This is a genomic window from Roseiflexus sp. RS-1 (genome assembly GCF_000016665.1).
Taxonomy (GTDB): domain Bacteria; phylum Chloroflexota; class Chloroflexia; order Chloroflexales; family Roseiflexaceae; genus Roseiflexus.
Map to the genome: position 1 here is coordinate 595,236 of NC_009523.1, position 16,062 is coordinate 611,297.

Here is a 16,062-nt window from a genome sequence, read left to right on the forward strand (position 1 = left end):
TGTGTTCACAGCCCGTCTCCTTGAAACATTCGATTGGGATGTCCACTGTGTGAGCGTGCCGCCATACATCTGGCCCGGTGAAATGCCCTCCCCTCAGTATGTTTGTGTGGATCTTCAGATACACGAACGGAAGCGCCGGGTTCCGGTGACGCTCCTCAATGTTGAGCGGGATTCGTTGCCCTATGCGAATGGTTATTTCGATGCTGCGCTGTGCATGGATGTTGTGCAGTATCTTGGTTACCACCCAACCAGGATGTTCTATGAGCTGCGTCGAGTGTTGCGCCCCGATGGTCTTCTGTTGCTCACGATGCCGAACGGGTTGAGCTTGCGTCGCTTACTCTGGTTGATAGGGGGGATTGTCGATGCCGATCCATTTACTGCTCGTGGAGTATATGCTCGTCGTCAACGCAGTATTGCGCCTCAGGAAATTGATGCACTGATCTCGGGATGTGGCTTTCGGATCAAGCGCTTTGAGTTTCTCAACCTGGCATCGTTGCCGGACTCACCCCTGCCGCGATTGCTGGCAATTGCGGCGCAGGTGATCACGAGCGTTGCGTTACCGCCGTTGTACAGGCGGCGAGATTATATTGTGCTGCTTGCTACCGCCTCGCGCCCACTTCAGGCAGCCTATCCCGATGGTATGTATCATCAAGTGCGCCTGTATCCGCCGTTGACCTGAGCAGCGCAGGATGAGTCGACCATACGAAAGGCGTTAGTGACAAAACGTCGGACACTTTGAGCACATAGCCCTGAGAGGGTATGTTTACATAAAGAAACGCTTGTTATGACACACTGGGCGCTACAGGCCGCACGCAATACCATACTGATCGTACTTGCTGAAGTACTGGCGCGGATCGCCAACAGTATTCTCTTTGTGCTCCTTACCTGGCGCCTCGGTGAAATCGAAGCGAGTCGATATACATTAGGATTTACATTTGCCCTTTTCCTGATCCAGTTCTCTCTGGGTGGGATAGATCAACTACTGACCCGTGAAGTGACAAAGGCGCCGGAGCGCAGCGATGTCTTTTTAGGAACATTTCTCCTGGTAAGATTTCTTAGTTCGGCCTTGCTCTATATTGTATTTATTTTATGGATTATTGGTCCATTTGGTTATGATCGAGCGACAAATCAGATTGTTTTGATTGTTGGGGCTACTTTTGTTCCTGATAGCTTGACAGTCTTGTTTCAGGCGTTTTTAGTCGCAAAAAATCGAGTTGCATATGTTACGTTGTTTGGTGCGATTACCGGTATAACTAAGCTTGTTCTGGGGTTTTTGGTGGTGATTTCAGGTGGAAGCGCTCTGTTTGTCGCATTTATTATTCTGATAACGAGTATCTTTTCTTTGATACTCCATTCGCTTTTAGTCATTCGTCGATTTACCAGGTTATCAATAAGTTTTGAGCGCGACTTTATTTTCGTAAATGCCCGATCAGAGTTGCCTTTACTGATTATCGCAATATTGACAACTCTAGAGGGTACTATTGATGCTATTATGCTATCACGTCGATTCGGTCCGCTGGAAGTAGGTGTCTATGCGGCTTCTGCTCTTTTCTTGAATGCTCTGATGATTGTTCCAACTGCATTTCGTCAGATTGTTCTTCCCTTAATAACGACGCAATATATTAATCAGAAAGAGAAAGCCTTTGATATCTACAGACAATCGGTAAGAACGCTATTAATAATAACTTTGCTCTTAAGTGCGTCACTGACTATAAATGCTGATAAAATTGTTCCAATCATCTATAGTGATTATTTCTCGGCTACTATCCCCGTTCTGCAAATTCTTATCTGGTCATTCGTGTTCACAACGCTGCTTGTTCCTGGAGGACGTCTGATACTTGCGGCAGGACAACAGTCAGCTTTCGTTCCTCTGCTTATTGGAAGCCTTAGCCTGAATATTGTACTCAATCTTATACTTCAACCCGCACTTGGCGCGAAGGGCGCCGCAATTGCACGTGTGGCATCTTCTGCCCTGATGCTGGTGCTTTCATTTGTGTACGTGCAACGTGCTATCTATCGCTGGAACGTAGCGCCTGTTCTCATTGGACCTCTCAACGCAATCCTGGTTATGCTTGTGGTTAATGCAGGTTTGCGCTGGGTGGGCATGCACTGGATAGTTGCTCTGATCATTAGCTGGTCGGTTTATGCTGGCGCGCTTGTGACATTGCGTGCCGTAAGTGCGACTGAGCTACGACGTTTACGCGATCTTCTGTTGCAGCGGATTGCGCAACTGACACCTCCCTGATACAATCTCTGGCAATCTCCCGTATGTTCAGAATGGAAAAGCATATGTATCGCATTCTTGTTATTGGACTCGACGCAGCAGGGCTGGATCTGATTGAGCCATGGATAGCTGCGGGGTATCTGCCTCATATTGCGCATATCCTTCGCACCGGTGCGTATGCGCCAATGCGTTCCACTATTCCAGTTATGTCGCCGCCAGCATGGACGTCTCTGATCACTGGCTTGAATCCCGGAAAGCATGGCGTCTACGATTTTGTGCGTCTATTGCCTGGAAGTTATCGGCTATATAGTACCCGGCGCGATCAAACAACATACCGGACCATCTTCGATCATGCCAGTGCTTATGGTCGCTATGTTCTTGCAGTTAATATTCCTATCACCTACCCACCGGCGCCGGTGCGCGGGATCATGATTTCTGGTCTTGGTGCGCCACGTCAGGGGCGTTTCGCGCATCCAGGCGAGTTGGAAAAAGAACTTCACGTATGGGAATATCGCCGCGATATAGATGTTGTCTTTGCTCCTGGTAAAGAGCAGGAATGGATTGCTGATCTTCAGAATGTGACCCGCTCGCAAACCGATGCTATGCTGCGGTTGCTCAAGCGTGAGCCATGGGATCTTGCGATGCTGGTCTATCGAGCAATTGATGAGGTGGAGACGTATTTCTGGCATCATATGGATCCCACCCATCCGCAGCACGATCCTGAGAAGGCGAAGATGTACGGATCGGCAATTCTTAAAGTTCATCGGTTGCTGGACGAAGAGATTGGGCGGCTGCTGGAGGTAGTCGGTGATGATACGATCATTGTGCTTGCATCGGATCATGGCGGCGGTCCAGTGTATAAGGAAGTCTTTCTCAATGTCTGGCTCGAACAACAGGGATGGTTAGTGCGACGGCGCACGCATCCTCTGAATGAGTGGCGTAAGAATGTCATGCGTCGCCTTCACCTGACCAGCGATCATCTGGCGCCGATGCTTGATTTCCCGCTGGCATGGCGGATTCGTAATCTTATACCTCAACGCCTGCAGCATGCGTTGGTGCCCGAATCGTCGGTGACACTGGCAGACGTGGTTGACTGGTCGCGAACGCGAGCCTACAGTTTTGGCAATATTGGTCAGATATATGTCAATCTGCGCGGACGTGAGCCACAAGGCATCGTCGAACCAGGCGCCGAGTATGAACGGTTGCTGGACGAGATAACGGAGGCGCTATATGCGCTCACTGACGAGGGGCAGCCTGTTGTAGACGCCGTATATCGAGGGCGCGATCTCTACACCGGTCCGTATGCTGGTTATGGCCCGGATCTCAACATCATCATGCGCGGCATGACCTATGTGACGCAGTCATGGCGTGAAGCGGCAGGTCATCAGATCTTTAGCATCTCAGGCACGCACTACACGGGTATTCACCGGCCTTTGGGAATGCTGGCGCTCAGTGGACCGCCAATCGCCGCTCTGGGTGCGCAACCCGAAGTGCAGATCGTCGATGTTGCTCCGACATTAATGTGGCTTTCTGGTCTGCCCATCCCTGATGATGTCGATGGTCGCCCTCTCGAGGAGTTTGTGCAGGATCATCGCCTGGGATCACCAACATTCATTCATGTTGAGCAGGTAACCGGTCCACTGGCGCCACGTGCAACGTGGACCGATAGCAGGCAAGAGCAAGAGGTGCTGACACGCTTGCGCGAATTGGGGTATCTCGAATAGTAGGTGGTAATCTAAACAGACATACCAATTAACCCGAAGGGAGTATTGTGCTGACACAGAGAAGATGTATCTTAATACCCAAATCGATGGTGCCGTTCCATACAACCAAGGAGTAGATCGCATGATCAAACAGTTCTTTCGTATCGCCACGGCTCTCGCACTCCTGCTAAGCATCACTGCGGTTGTAAGTGCGCAGAGCCAGTTGCCGGGCAGTGGTTGGTTCACGACGACCACGATCCAGAATGTGGATACCGGTACTGCAAGCGTAACACTACAAGTCTATTCGGGTCAGGGTCAGTCTCCTCAAACCTCATCGGCAACGGTGAGCATCCCGTCTGGAGGGAACAAGGTTTTCATTCCTGGCAGTGGTCAGACGGGTGCAGGTACGCAAACAGTGTTCGACGTAAGCCCTCAACTGTCTGGTCCTTTTAGTGGGTCTGCGGTCGTTCTTGCCGATAAGCAGGTCGTCGCAATTGGGCAGTTGGGGAACAATGTACCGCAGGGATTTCCTTCATTGGGAACTGCTGGCGGGTATGCAAACGCTTTCTATCGCGGCGCGCTCACGAGCGCAGCTACGATCTCCTACCCGGTTGTCAAAAACAATTGGGCGGGTAAGACGACTGTGTTCGCTATTCAGGCAGTCGGTGGTAACGTCAACTATACAGCAACGATCACCAGTAACAGTGGCGCCACTCATACGAAGAGCGGCACAATCGACGCTAACCGGTCGCTCATCCTCGGTCCTTCTGATTTCAACCCGCCGATGCCGAGTACAAACTGTGGAACGAATGTCAACACCTCTCCGTGCTTCGGTTCGATTGAGGTGACGGCGACCGGCGGCACGCTCGCTGGTACTGCGATTGAGTACCGTGTCGGTCAGTCGCCAGCGAAAGAAGTTCAGTCGGCGGCGATGTTTACGTCGAATGATGCTGCCCAGACCCTCTTCTGCCCAACCATCAAGGCTTCGTACACGCTGGCTCAGAATCGAACGACCGGTATGACGGTTGCCAACGTGACGAGCAATCCCGTGACGGTCAATGTTGTGTTTACCGTATCTATCGGTCCGGGCGGTGCAGGCACGCAGTACAATTCGAGTGCGACAATCCCTGCCAAGAGTTCAGTCAACTTCTCAAAGTTCGATGGCAATCTTGGTGGAATGCCTGATGGAACGCTTGCTTCAGCAAAGGTGACATCAAGCGCCCCCAACTCGATTATTGCCGTCGTCAATGAATCGAACCCTGGCGGTAATCCTATCAAGTCGACGACGTATACCTGCTTCAGTGAGCAATCTGCAACGCAGAAAGTGGCAGCGCCGCTGGTCAAGAAGAATCTGGGTGGGAGCACCTCTGGTCCAACGGTGCAGAATGTGAATACAAGTGGCTCTTTCCAGGTGAGTGCAACCTATGTCTGTAGCGACAATCAGACCTATACGCCATCTACGACACCATCGTTGATCAGTCCGTCGCTGAGTCCGGGTCAGGCGCACACCTTCTTCAATCCACCGGGCATTCCCGACGGTGTGCTCTGTGCTGTGACGCTCGATGCCGGCTCTGGCAATAAGATCATCGCCGTCGTTCAGGAAACGTCGGACTTTGCCGGGTCAAGCCCTGCGAATCTTCTGGATACCAAGAACTACGAAGGCTTTAACCTGCCATAGTAGCCACCGCCTTCTGAATAGCTCTGGCGCAGAGGAGCAATTTGCTCCTCTGCGATTCTTCGTGTACTCTACGTCCATGATCGCCTGCCTGTCGGTATGCTCACGGGGTTCTCGAGTTTGTGGACAGGATTTGAGAGATATATGGAGTGCTATGAAACATTTCTTCGTTGTCATGGTGCTTTGTTTGACAGTTCTGGCATCATGTGGCTCTCAGCCCGCTTCACCTGTGCCATCCCCAACATCCTCCATCCAAACGACACCCAACCCATATCCCTACCCCGCTCCTCCTGCTACGGGGGCCTATCCGCCTGCAGAATTGCGCCAGGGACCTCCATTTACGATTGACGGACCGGTGACTGCTGCTGAGGGGCTGGTCCACGGCAGCGGTCCTGCAGGAGTTCCTATTCGAATTGTTAATATTACCCGTGGCGCCGAGGAAATCGCCACAGTTACGATCGGTGATGATGGTCGATTCAGTGCGACAATCGCAGGCAAAGTTTCATCCGGTGATCGGATTGGTATTATGCTTGGTGATGTTCGGGGGACGCGGTTTAATCGGGAGGATTTTCTGAGTGGACCAGGGTACCAGGATATTCCGTTTATTGGTATCATATTTACCAGTATCCTTGTTGAGTGACCATTACCAACGACAATGCAATCTTCTGATGCAGAGTTCGACGCTCTTGGACGTAGCCTACCTTCAGGCGCTCATCATTACCGGGCGTTTGTCGGTCCGCCAGCAACATATGATGTTGTTGGCGCCCTTCAGTTTAGTTTACTGATTGCTCTTGGGCTTCGTGAACATCATACGCTGCTCGATATTGGCTGTGGCTCCTTGCGTAGCGGCAAACTGTTCATTCCTTACCTGCTTCCTGGAAATTATTTTGGTATTGAGCCAGAGCAATGGCTTATCGAGGAAGGTATTACCAGAGAACTTGGTCATGACCTTATCCGGCTAAAACGTCCAACGTTTAGTAACGACAATTTCTTTACACTCAGCATCTTTGATCGTCAGTTCGATTTCATTCTGGCACAGTCTATTTTCTCACATACCTCAAAGGCGCAAATTCGTCGCTGCCTCGCAGAAGCCATCAAGGTTATGTCCGCCTCGTCACTTTTTGTGGCTAATTATGCGATTGGCGAACAAGATTACGAGGGTGATGATTGGGTGTATCCGGGTGGGGTGACATTTACTCCTCAGTCAATGGAGCAATTTGGTGCTGAATATGGATTGAAAATGATACCAATCTATTGGCCACATCCACACGGTTTGTCCTGGATAGTGTTCGTTCGTCCGGGAAACGAAACGGTAGTAGGATCGCTTGCACAAAATCCAGTCCAATTACAGCAAGCGTTGCTGGTATGCAAGCGCAGATTGGAGGAAATCGAAGAACATCCATACGTAAAAATGGGAATGTGGGTTCGACGAAAATTGCGTCGATTGTTATCTCCATCCGATGGAATATATCCAACACCCCGACAATGACGTGTGAAGTCGGGTTTGTCGAATCAAAAACCTAGAATAGTACTTTGGAGAGAAGACCTGAGTCGGGCTTAGTCATTCGGTACCAGCGGCAGGAATACGCTGTAGAACGCCTGATATGCGTACACGTGATCCACAGCGCCGTTTTGGTCGCTTCCCCCTGTGATGTAGATATAGTTGTTGAGCGCCTGAACGCGTGCATCGCGCAAACGGGGGGCAATAGGAAGGAGGAGGGGCTCCCATGCGTCCAGATTGACGTTGTATATCAGGGCGGAACTTTCGATGTCCGATCCTCCCACGACAAAGATGAAACCGCTCGCGGTAACTGCTGCCAGATGGCGGCGCGCCTCCGGCAATGGTGATCGGGTGGACCAGGGATCACTTTGCTGGACATCGTCTGATGCCGTGTAGATTTCGTTGAGTGTTAGCGGTCCACTCTCGTCTTCGCCACCGATGATGTAAATGCGATCCTCAACGGTTGCTGCACTTGCAAATGCGCGAGGTTTTGTCAGAGGCGTCCGTTCTGTCCAGGTATCATTATCGGGATTGTACTGCCATACGTCTGCACGGTATGACTGACCATCCCATCCGCCAAACAGGTAGATCTTCCCTTCGACTGTGGCAAGTGCATAGCCGCTGCGTGGTGCGGGTAACGGCGCCAGTGTGATCCAGCGGTCGCGCCGGGGTTCGTATACATCCAGTTGATTGCTGATTGTGCCAGATGCTGTTCTCCCGCCTGGCACATAGAGCCGATCACCAACAACAACGGCATGGACATCAGTTACAGCCACCGGCTTGCTGCTCAGGCGCACCCAGGTGTTTGTTTGTATATCGAAACGCAAAACTGCATTGCTCACTCCTGCCGGAGTCTCCCCACCGATGGCGTACAGATATTGTCGTCCCTCATAACTGTAGGTAACCAGTGCAAATCCAGCCTGTGGCGATGGTAGAGGCGCGAGTAATCGCCATCGTGATTCGATCGGAGGGGGTGCAATGCCTGATGGTTGGACAATAGATGTTGGTTCAGGACGATTGTTGCGTTCGATTGCGATGAAGGTTGCAAGAATCGCAACAATGATAATGAACCCAACCACTCCTCCTCTGAGGAGCGCACCCGGTAGAGAATGGCGGATGTCCCGCGTTGGTTCTGGACTGGAAAACGATGTGGAAATACCATTCGCTGCAACCGCCTGTTCAGAAGTTGTTTCCTGGGATGTATCGGACTGCGATGCCGGAGGTGATGATGCGACAAGGGAAGGTTCTTTTTCGATGTCAATATCGAGTAATCCATTCCGCACCGCATACATCGTTGCTTCAGTCCGCGATGCGACACCAATCTTGCCGAAGATATTGCGCAAATGCACCTTGACCGTGTTGGCGCTGATGTTGAGTTGGGCGGCGATCTGTTGATTGGTGGCGCCGGTAGCGACCAGACGCAGAATCTCGCGCTCACGTTCGCTCAGTTGTGGCAGGGTGTCATTCGACATATCGTCTGCTTCTGAATACTGCGTCGATGGATTTCTCCTGCCATTATTATAGCCGATGCTTACTGTTCATAGGATGATCGAATCGTTGAACAAGATGCAATATTTCGGTTGCCGGGAGATGAAAGGCGCGCCTTCGTCTCTTTCCTTCGTTGTCGGGTTCATTCACGCAGGTGAAAAATGACGATGCCTTCATGCTCGTACACATGCTCGAACATTGGTGAAGTGCGCAGTGCATCCGCACGAATGGCGCCGGGGCGTTCGCCAGCATATACATAGGTATACCCCCGTTCGCGCATAAAGGCGGCAAGTTCTTCCGCGCTTGCGGATGCGCTGCGGTCGCGCAACCACAATGTGTCGCGCTTGATGGCGGCGACATCCGCTGGTGCACCGTAGTTGTAGATGACCGGCGGCGTGCTGACCTGCCGCCCTGCCAGCGGCAAGAGCCACCATCCGCCGTCCGCCCCGCGATCAACGTCGTAGAGCCAGCCGACTGCGCCCGTCACGAAGCGCGCGTCGGGCGGGGTAGCGCGCGCCGCCCACGTGATGGCTTCCAGATCGGCGCGCCCGGCAAGCACAGTGTCCGGGCGGACAATGGTGCGCCACTGATTCACGCCCCACAGCATGACGCCTGCCGCAAGCGCAACGGCGCCCAGATGCCAGGCGAACCTGCGCCAACCGCCACGCGGCGCGCGTGCGTCGATGGCTGCCGCCCCGCCTGCTATCAGCATCGCCAACGGAGCGAACATTGTGATGGTCAACATTTCGTTGGTGATAAACGAGAGGTACGGTAGCCCGACGACGACCGGGTTCGCCAGGAGAACTGCGGTTGCACACCAGATGATCAGCCATATGGCAGCGCGTTGTCGCTGCCAGAGCGTCAGCAGCGCACCAATACCGCCGAGTGCCAGCAGGATTTGATTCGTCCCTGCCCGGAGCAACTCCAGCGGTAATGCGTTATACCCGGCATTGCCAGCGATGTGCATAGCGGAACTTCCAGTCCCCGGCAATGCGCGACTCGCCAGCAGAACGATCCAGGGCGCGGTGATCGTCAGCGCCCCGGCAAGCGCCACTCCCATCCAGATGGCAGTGCGTCGCCAGAACGATCCGTGTGTCGTAGTGAGAAGCAATGCGGCGCATGCCGCCAGCGTCAGCGCAAAGACCACAAAGTGGACCAGACTGAGTCCTGCGAGCAGGACCGCCAGCAGCGCCGCTGATGCCAGTCCAGGGTTGCGTCGCACCGTATCCAGGGCAATGAGCGCGGCAGGCAGCATGAGCATGCCGGTCAGCAGGGTGTATCGTCCCCAACTGACGTAGTATGCTGGCATCACTGACGCCAGACCAACCACTAGACCTGCCGCAGCGCCAGCGATGGGGCGCCGCCAGAGGCGTACTGCCAGCGCAGCATATGCCGGAACCATCAACGCACTCATCGTCTGACCGCTCCAGAGCATCAGTGCTGGCAGTTTCTCCGGTCTATCCATGCCCGCCATCTGTGCCAGCGTTGCCATGGTGACGTGATACCCCCAGTGGTACGTCAACTCGTCGACCGGCAGGTATGGACGGAGAGAAAGAGGCGCTGCGCCGTGCTCGATGCTCACACGGATCAACAATGCATGGTGAACGGAGTCGACCCAGGCAGGCAGTGCCAGATCACGGATCTGCTCGAAGCGGAGCCAGAAGGTCAGCGCCGTACCACCGGCGATGACCAGATGCCAGATCACGCTGTCGCGTTTCCAGGATGGAACGGTCACAGACACACGATGGTGCAAAAGGATTACCGTAAGCAGGCAGATGAAAAGAAATGCACGAATGTGAGAAGCTTCGATGACGATCCCCAACCACGCGCCCCACAGGTACAGGACTGGTACCAGGCTCAGACTCAGCCCGACTGCCAGCGTCAATCGTTCGAGCGCCGAGATACCAATGATTGGTGCAATCTGCAACAGCAGCGCCAGCCCGGAAAGAATCAGCGTAGTGAAAGTGATAAACACGACTCCAGTCATGGGTTCCATGGCATTGCCTGTATCATATCACGAAGGGACAGAAAATAATCGCTGCGACGGTGTTTTGTCTATCTGCGTCCTTCGTGATATAATCCACGCGCTACCCTCTGAGCATATCGCAATTGCAGTCACGGCGTCCAGGAAAGACGCTTGATCGTTGTGAGCAACAGAGGCATAGCAACAGAGAACCATCACACTCATCTACCTTCCGGGTAGTACTGATATAAAGGAACTCCATCCGAATTACCATCGAAATGACGTTTTTAACGCATTCGACCCCTATCGTGTCAACGTTTCTGCATGGATATGGGCGATGACACCATCATTCGTGATTTCTGTTTTGAAAGGGGAAGGTTTCGAGGTTACTTATCAAGATTTTGTTGAAGAGGTTCTACCCAATAAAAACTGGATATGGTGGGGTTGTGTCGCGGAAAGACGACTAGAAAATCATCAACACTGGAGTAAAGTTGATTACCGTCAGGTCTTCGGCATCAAGGAAAGTCTATTTACTGGATCATGGTCTTTTGGCGATGATAATGGCTTTCATCGTGTCAGGAATGCAATCACTCGTATCGCTCGTTTTGTGAGTAAAAGGAAGTCTTGAACATAATCTCGCCTTTTGTCCTCTTCGATTTATCCCCTCGTATGACGCCCTCTCGACTGCCGCGGTTCGGACTGCCGCGGCTCAGACTGGCGCGGCTCAGATTGACGCGGCTCGGACTGGCGCGGCTCGGATTGACGCGGTTCGGATTTGCGCCGTTCTTCTTCGATCGCGCGGGCGATGAGCCGCTCAAAAAATCCATCGCGCTTTTCTACTTCTCTGATCGGCGCCTCTGCCGCTTCCGTCGATGATTGCTGCGGCGCAGCAAGGGTGATGATGTGCTGCTGAACCAGGCTGGCAATACCGACGCACACGTCGATCGGGGCAATCGAGAGATCATGGGCAATGTCGAGGATGGTTCGTCTCCCGTCGATTGCCGCCAGAAGCGGGCGAGTCTCTTCACCTGCCAGCGATGCAGCGGTGGGTCCAGGAACTCGCAGGATGGGGATCATCTGCGGAACCGGCACATAGTCGCGCACCATACTCCAGGTTCGCGCCTGGTGCTCCGCCAGTTCGATGATTTCCCATGGGTCCATCCAGAGCGTCGGCGTGACCGGCGTGCTGTCGGCAACAAAACGGAATGGCGCGTTGCGCTCGGCAAACATGCGCCCAATGGCATCGACGCCGTGCAGCCCCGAAAGTTCGGCATGCTGCGGTAGACCGTCGCGGAAGAAGATGCGACCGGCGTCCGGTCCAACCTGCACTTCCAGCACGCCGCTGACCGAACTGTACACTGCCATTTCGATCAGTTCACGCAATGGAAACTGTTCCAGCGAGCCTTCGAGTTGCACGTCGCATCCCCTTGCGAAGCGGATGGTGTCGTCTGGCGCTTCTGCCTGCCTTGTTCCTTTGCGTCTGGTCGGAACGGGATCGGTTCCCGTAGTTCCACCATTACTCCTCAATTATATCCGATGCTGCATCCGTGTACAGAACAATATCGCCAGCATCCGACGCATGCCGCTCGTCGTCGACCGAAACCCCGAATGCACTACCTGCGTAGATGGTCACAGAAGCCCGACAAGCACAAGGAATCTATGCTATGCGCACTGTTGGACAACGAATAGCGTCGCTCGTGACCGTGATCATCTTCCTCTGGATCCTCTCAATCATCCTCAGACGCGTCTGGATCGTTATTTGGGTTCAAACCCCCTGGTGGGTGCTGGTGTTGATCGGAGTGATCCTGTTCCTGGCGATCGATTATCTGGTTCATCGCGCATTCGGCGGAAAGCGCTAATCCCTGTACCTCTCGATCCGCTCGTTTTTCGTATATCATGGCGCATGTCTGAATTGCTGCTATGCGGCGTGGCGAAAGACACCCGCGTCGTCTGATGGATGCCAATGAACCTTGAACTGACTGACCGTCAGCGTCGCATTGTTGCGCTGGCGGACGATCTTGCGTTGCGCTTTGCCAGGCGCGCCGATCAGTATGACCGCGAAGGGGGATTTCCGTTTGCCAACCTTGCCGATCTGCGCGAGTCCGGTTACCTGCGGCTGGTTGTCCCGCGAATCTATGGTGGTGAGGGTGCGAGTCTGTTCGAGATGGTGCTGGCGCAGGAGCGTCTGGCGCAAGGGTGCGGCTCGACGGCGATGGCGGTCGATATGACGATCCATCTGATCGGTCGTCTGGCTGAAACTGCACCGTGGCCCGAGCCGCTCTTCGGTATGGTCTGTCGGTCGGTTGTTGACGAGGGCGCCTTGATCAACTCGGCGGCAACCGAGGCGGACCTGGGCAGCCCTTCGCGCGGTGGATTGCCGGCAACGCGCGCACGACCGGTTGCTGGCGGGTGGCGTGTGACCGGTCGCAAACTGTTCGTCAGCATGGCGCCTGCTCTACGCTGGTTTCTTGTGAGCGCGACGCTGCCACCAGATGACGAAACGCCGCAGGGAGCAGTCGGCAGTTTTCTGATCGAAGCGGGTTCGCCAGGAATGCGGTTGGAGGATTCCTGGGGTGATGCGTTGAGTCTGCGCGCCAGCGCCAGTTACGATCTGACCCTCGATGATGTGTTCGTACCGGTGGAACGTCTGGTGGAACGTGTGCCGGTCGGCGAGCCGCCCCGTCCCGGCGCTCCAACCCAGATGGCGTGGTTTGCCCTGACCCTCGCTGCCGTCTATCTGGGTATCGGTCAGGCAGCCTGTGATGCAGTGTGCGCCTATGCGCGTGAACGATCACCGACGGCGCTTGGACGACCGATTGCTACCCTTCCCAACATTCAGCGGCGAGTCGGCGCGATCCAGGCAGTGCTGAGCGCCGCGCGCAACACGCTGTATCAGACGGCGCGGGCGTGGGAGGAGTTTCCTGCTGAACGTGCTGCAATGACGCCGCACATCGCCACGGCGAAATATCTCTGTACCAATGCGGCGTGTGATGCAACTGATCAGGCGCTGCGGATTGCCGGAGGTTTTGGGCTGACGCGCTCTCTGCCGCTGGAGCGTTATTTTCGTGATGCCCGTGCAGGACTGACCCATCCGCCGAATGATGACGCTGCGCTGGAGTTGATCGGCAAACATCTGCTGGGAGTGTAGCGTGGATCTTGGATTGCACGGGCGCGTGGCGCTGGTCACCGGGGCGTCGAGCGGCATTGGCGCAGCAACGGCGCGCCTGCTGGCGGAGGAGGGCGCCGATGTTGTGGTCGCATTTGGACATAACGAAGCCGGGGCGCGCCAGATAGCGACGTTGATCGAGGCGGTTGGACGGCGCGCCTGGCTGTGCGGTTTCGATGTCGCCGATGCTGCTGCGGTTGCTGCCGCCATTCGCGCGGTTGGCGAGCAGACTGGCGGTTTCGATGTTCTGGTGATCTGCGCCGGTCACAACATTGTCACCCCTTTTGCCGATGTAACCCCTGACGAGTGGGATACAGTCATCAGTATCAATTTGAGTGGAGCATTCCACACCCTGCGCGCCGCCATACCGTTCCTGCGCGATGGCGCGGCAGTCGTGACAGTGGCGAGCGTTGCCGCAGCGACCGGCGCGCCACACCACGCGCACTATGCAGCAGCGAAGGCGGGTCTGGTGAACCTGACCAAAAGCGCAGCGCGAGCGCTGGCGCCGCGGATCCGCGTCAACTGTGTCGCTCCAGGTATCGCGCTCACGCCAATGGGACGCGAAACCGTCGCCAACCTGCCCCCCGATTACGCCCGCGAGAAACTGGCGCTGCAACGCTACGCGGAACCGGAAGAAATCGCGCGCTGCATCGTCTTTCTTGCCAGCCCGGCTGCCAGTTTTGTGACCGGCGCGACCCTCGATGTCAACGGCGGACGAGACATGCGTTGATTGACGCGCCGCGCTCCAGATGCTACACTTGCGCCGTGCGCATCACCTGTGATTGAGGGAGGAACGTATGTTTGAAAAGGTGGATCACATCGGTTTTGCTGTACGCGACATTGATAGCGCTATCGCCTTCTACAGCCAGACGTTCGGCATCAGCGAGTGGGAACGCATCCCTATGCCAGAGCGCCACATGGAGGTCGCTGCAACACGCATGGGTGATATGCTGCTTGAACTGATCGCTCCGACCTCGGACGAAGCGGCGTTTGCGAAATATCTGAACGAGCGTGGTCCTGGCATGCATCACATCGCCTATCGGGTGAACGACATCGTGGCTGCTCTGGCGGAGATCAAGGCGCGCGGGGTGCAGTTGATCGATGAAACGCCCCGTCCAGGGCTGCACGATACGCTGGTCGCCTTCCTCCATCCGAAGAGTTGCCAGGGTGTGCTGGTCGAACTGGTGCAGCATCGCCACTGACATTGAACATGACAATCCATCAACGAGGGGTCTGTGCCTGAACATCTGCGTCGCAGCATTCTTGTTTCGCTCGCCCTCGGTCTGTTCGTGGCGATTGCGCTGGGGCTTATCAGCGACATCCGCGCTGTGGCGTCCAGTTTTGGCGCGTTCGACTGGGGGGTGCTGCCAGCAGTGCTGGGGTTGACGCTCTTCAACTATGTGCTGCGCTGGTTGAAGTGGGATTATTATCTGCGTCGCATGGGCATGGGCGATGGTGTCGGGTATTACGACAGCGCATTGCTCTTCACCAGTGGCATGGTGATGGCAGTGACGCCCGCCAAGGTCGGCGAGGTGCTGAAATCAGCGCTGCTGAAACGGATCAACGGCACTCCAATTGCCGCCTCTGCGCCCATCGTGCTGGCAGAGCGCATCACCGACGGTCTTGCGATGCTGCTGCTCATGGGTGCAGGGTTGACGTTGTATCCGCCAGCGCGCCCGGCGTTTGTGGCGCTGCTGGTTCTGACAGTGGCCGGGTTGCTGCTGGTTCAGTCGCAATCACTGATGCGGCGCGCGCTGACAATACTGGCGCGGTTGCCGTTTGCCGGCAAAGCGGCGCCGCGCGTGGCAACTGCATATGAAAGTAGCCGACAACTCCTCTCGTGGCGGTTGCTGTTCGTCTCAACGGTTATCAGTGTGGTATCGTGGTTTGGCGAATGCGCCGCAATGTATTATGTGCTGATCGGTCTTGGAATTACCGGCGAGGCGCTGTTGCTGAAAGCCACGTTTGTCTTTGCCGCATCGACCCTGTTCGGTCTGGTGTCGTTTCTCCCCGGCGGTCTGGGGGTGTCGGAAGCGTCAAGCACCGGGTTGCTGGTCTTGCTCGTGCCGATGGCGGCAGGTCCGGCGACGACTGCAACCATCATTATCCGTTTCTGCACCCTCTGGTTCGGCGTCAGTCTGGGGGTGGTCGCGCTGGCGTTGTTCAGCCGACGATATGGCGCGCCGGTTGCCGAAACGCCGCGAGTGGCGTAGTGGGGGAATGGTTGCAGGTTGCAGGTTGAACGTTGAAGGTTGAAGGTTGAACCCGGTTCCTGGTTCCTGGTTCTCAGTTCTCAGTTCCTGGTTGCTGGTTCTCAGTTCTCAGTTCCTGGTTCCTGGTTC

Annotated in this window: 15 protein-coding genes; 12 read left to right on the plus strand and 3 right to left on the minus strand. The window is 55.1% G+C overall.

The window, feature by feature from the left end:
- Positions 1 to 106: 106 nt before the first annotated feature.
- The 6 genes from ROSERS_RS02405 (at position 107) to ROSERS_RS25770 (ending at position 7,091) form a co-directional block, all read left to right on the plus strand.
- Positions 107 to 679: a class I SAM-dependent methyltransferase gene (locus ROSERS_RS02405; RefSeq protein WP_198136348.1), complete on the plus strand. Its 573-nt coding sequence runs from the start codon at positions 107 to 109 to the stop codon at positions 677 to 679.
- A gap of 105 nt (positions 680 to 784) precedes the next feature.
- Positions 785 to 2,245 (plus strand): flippase, encoded by a 1,461-nt coding sequence (locus tag ROSERS_RS02410; RefSeq protein ID WP_011955251.1) that lies wholly within the window; start codon positions 785 to 787, stop codon positions 2,243 to 2,245.
- Positions 2,246 to 2,289: 44 nt separating this feature from the next.
- Positions 2,290 to 3,948 carry an alkaline phosphatase family protein gene (locus tag ROSERS_RS02415; protein WP_041332811.1) on the plus strand — a complete coding sequence of 553 codons (1,659 nt, stop codon included), beginning with the start codon at positions 2,290 to 2,292 and terminating at the stop codon, positions 3,946 to 3,948.
- Between the two features lie 121 nt (positions 3,949 to 4,069).
- Positions 4,070 to 5,605, plus strand: a complete 1,536-nt coding sequence (locus tag ROSERS_RS02420; protein ID WP_011955253.1) for a hypothetical protein — start codon at positions 4,070 to 4,072, stop codon at positions 5,603 to 5,605.
- A gap of 151 nt (positions 5,606 to 5,756) precedes the next feature.
- Complete coding sequence (locus tag ROSERS_RS25765) at positions 5,757 to 6,242, plus strand: hypothetical protein (protein WP_011955254.1); 486 nt, start codon at positions 5,757 to 5,759, stop codon at positions 6,240 to 6,242.
- Between the two features lie 15 nt (positions 6,243 to 6,257).
- Positions 6,258 to 7,091 carry a class I SAM-dependent methyltransferase gene (locus ROSERS_RS25770; RefSeq protein WP_011955255.1) on the plus strand — a complete coding sequence of 278 codons (834 nt, stop codon included), beginning with the start codon at positions 6,258 to 6,260 and terminating at the stop codon, positions 7,089 to 7,091.
- A 68-nt stretch (positions 7,092 to 7,159) separates the two neighbouring features.
- Here the strand turns inward: ROSERS_RS25770 and ROSERS_RS02430 are convergent, their stop codons facing one another.
- Both ROSERS_RS02430 and ROSERS_RS02435 read right to left on the minus strand, forming a co-directional pair.
- Positions 7,160 to 8,575 carry a Kelch repeat-containing protein gene (locus ROSERS_RS02430; RefSeq protein WP_011955256.1) on the minus strand — a complete coding sequence of 472 codons (1,416 nt, stop codon included), beginning with the start codon at positions 8,573 to 8,575 and terminating at the stop codon, positions 7,160 to 7,162.
- A gap of 158 nt (positions 8,576 to 8,733) precedes the next feature.
- Positions 8,734 to 10,587, minus strand: a complete 1,854-nt coding sequence (locus ROSERS_RS02435) for a hypothetical protein (RefSeq protein ID WP_011955257.1) — start codon at positions 10,585 to 10,587, stop codon at positions 8,734 to 8,736.
- A gap of 304 nt (positions 10,588 to 10,891) precedes the next feature.
- Here ROSERS_RS02435 and ROSERS_RS25775 point away from each other — a divergent pair, with 304 nt between their 5' ends.
- Positions 10,892 to 11,182: a hypothetical protein gene (locus ROSERS_RS25775; protein ID WP_157040941.1), complete on the plus strand. Its 291-nt coding sequence runs from the start codon at positions 10,892 to 10,894 to the stop codon at positions 11,180 to 11,182.
- Positions 11,183 to 11,211: 29 nt separating this feature from the next.
- Here the strand turns inward: ROSERS_RS25775 and ROSERS_RS02440 are convergent, their stop codons facing one another.
- Positions 11,212 to 11,970, minus strand: a complete 759-nt coding sequence (locus ROSERS_RS02440; RefSeq protein WP_011955258.1) for a DUF4388 domain-containing protein — start codon at positions 11,968 to 11,970, stop codon at positions 11,212 to 11,214.
- Between the two features lie 248 nt (positions 11,971 to 12,218).
- Here ROSERS_RS02440 and ROSERS_RS02445 point away from each other — a divergent pair, with 248 nt between their 5' ends.
- From ROSERS_RS02445 to ROSERS_RS02465, 5 genes are all read left to right on the plus strand, one after another.
- On the plus strand, positions 12,219 to 12,413 hold the full coding sequence (locus ROSERS_RS02445; protein ID WP_011955259.1) for a hypothetical protein: 195 nt from the start codon (positions 12,219 to 12,221) through the stop codon (positions 12,411 to 12,413).
- 104 nt (positions 12,414 to 12,517) lie between these two features.
- Positions 12,518 to 13,702, plus strand: a complete 1,185-nt coding sequence (locus tag ROSERS_RS02450; protein WP_157040943.1) for an acyl-CoA dehydrogenase family protein — start codon at positions 12,518 to 12,520, stop codon at positions 13,700 to 13,702.
- A gap of 1 nt (position 13,703) precedes the next feature.
- Complete coding sequence (locus ROSERS_RS02455) at positions 13,704 to 14,450, plus strand: SDR family NAD(P)-dependent oxidoreductase (protein WP_011955261.1); 747 nt, start codon at positions 13,704 to 13,706, stop codon at positions 14,448 to 14,450.
- Between the two features lie 67 nt (positions 14,451 to 14,517).
- Positions 14,518 to 14,922, plus strand: coding sequence for a methylmalonyl-CoA epimerase (gene mce / locus ROSERS_RS02460; RefSeq protein ID WP_011955262.1), 405 nt, complete (start codon positions 14,518 to 14,520; stop codon positions 14,920 to 14,922).
- A 33-nt stretch (positions 14,923 to 14,955) separates the two neighbouring features.
- Positions 14,956 to 15,933 carry a lysylphosphatidylglycerol synthase transmembrane domain-containing protein gene (locus ROSERS_RS02465; protein WP_011955263.1) on the plus strand — a complete coding sequence of 326 codons (978 nt, stop codon included), beginning with the start codon at positions 14,956 to 14,958 and terminating at the stop codon, positions 15,931 to 15,933.
- Positions 15,934 to 16,062: the final 129 nt, after the last annotated feature.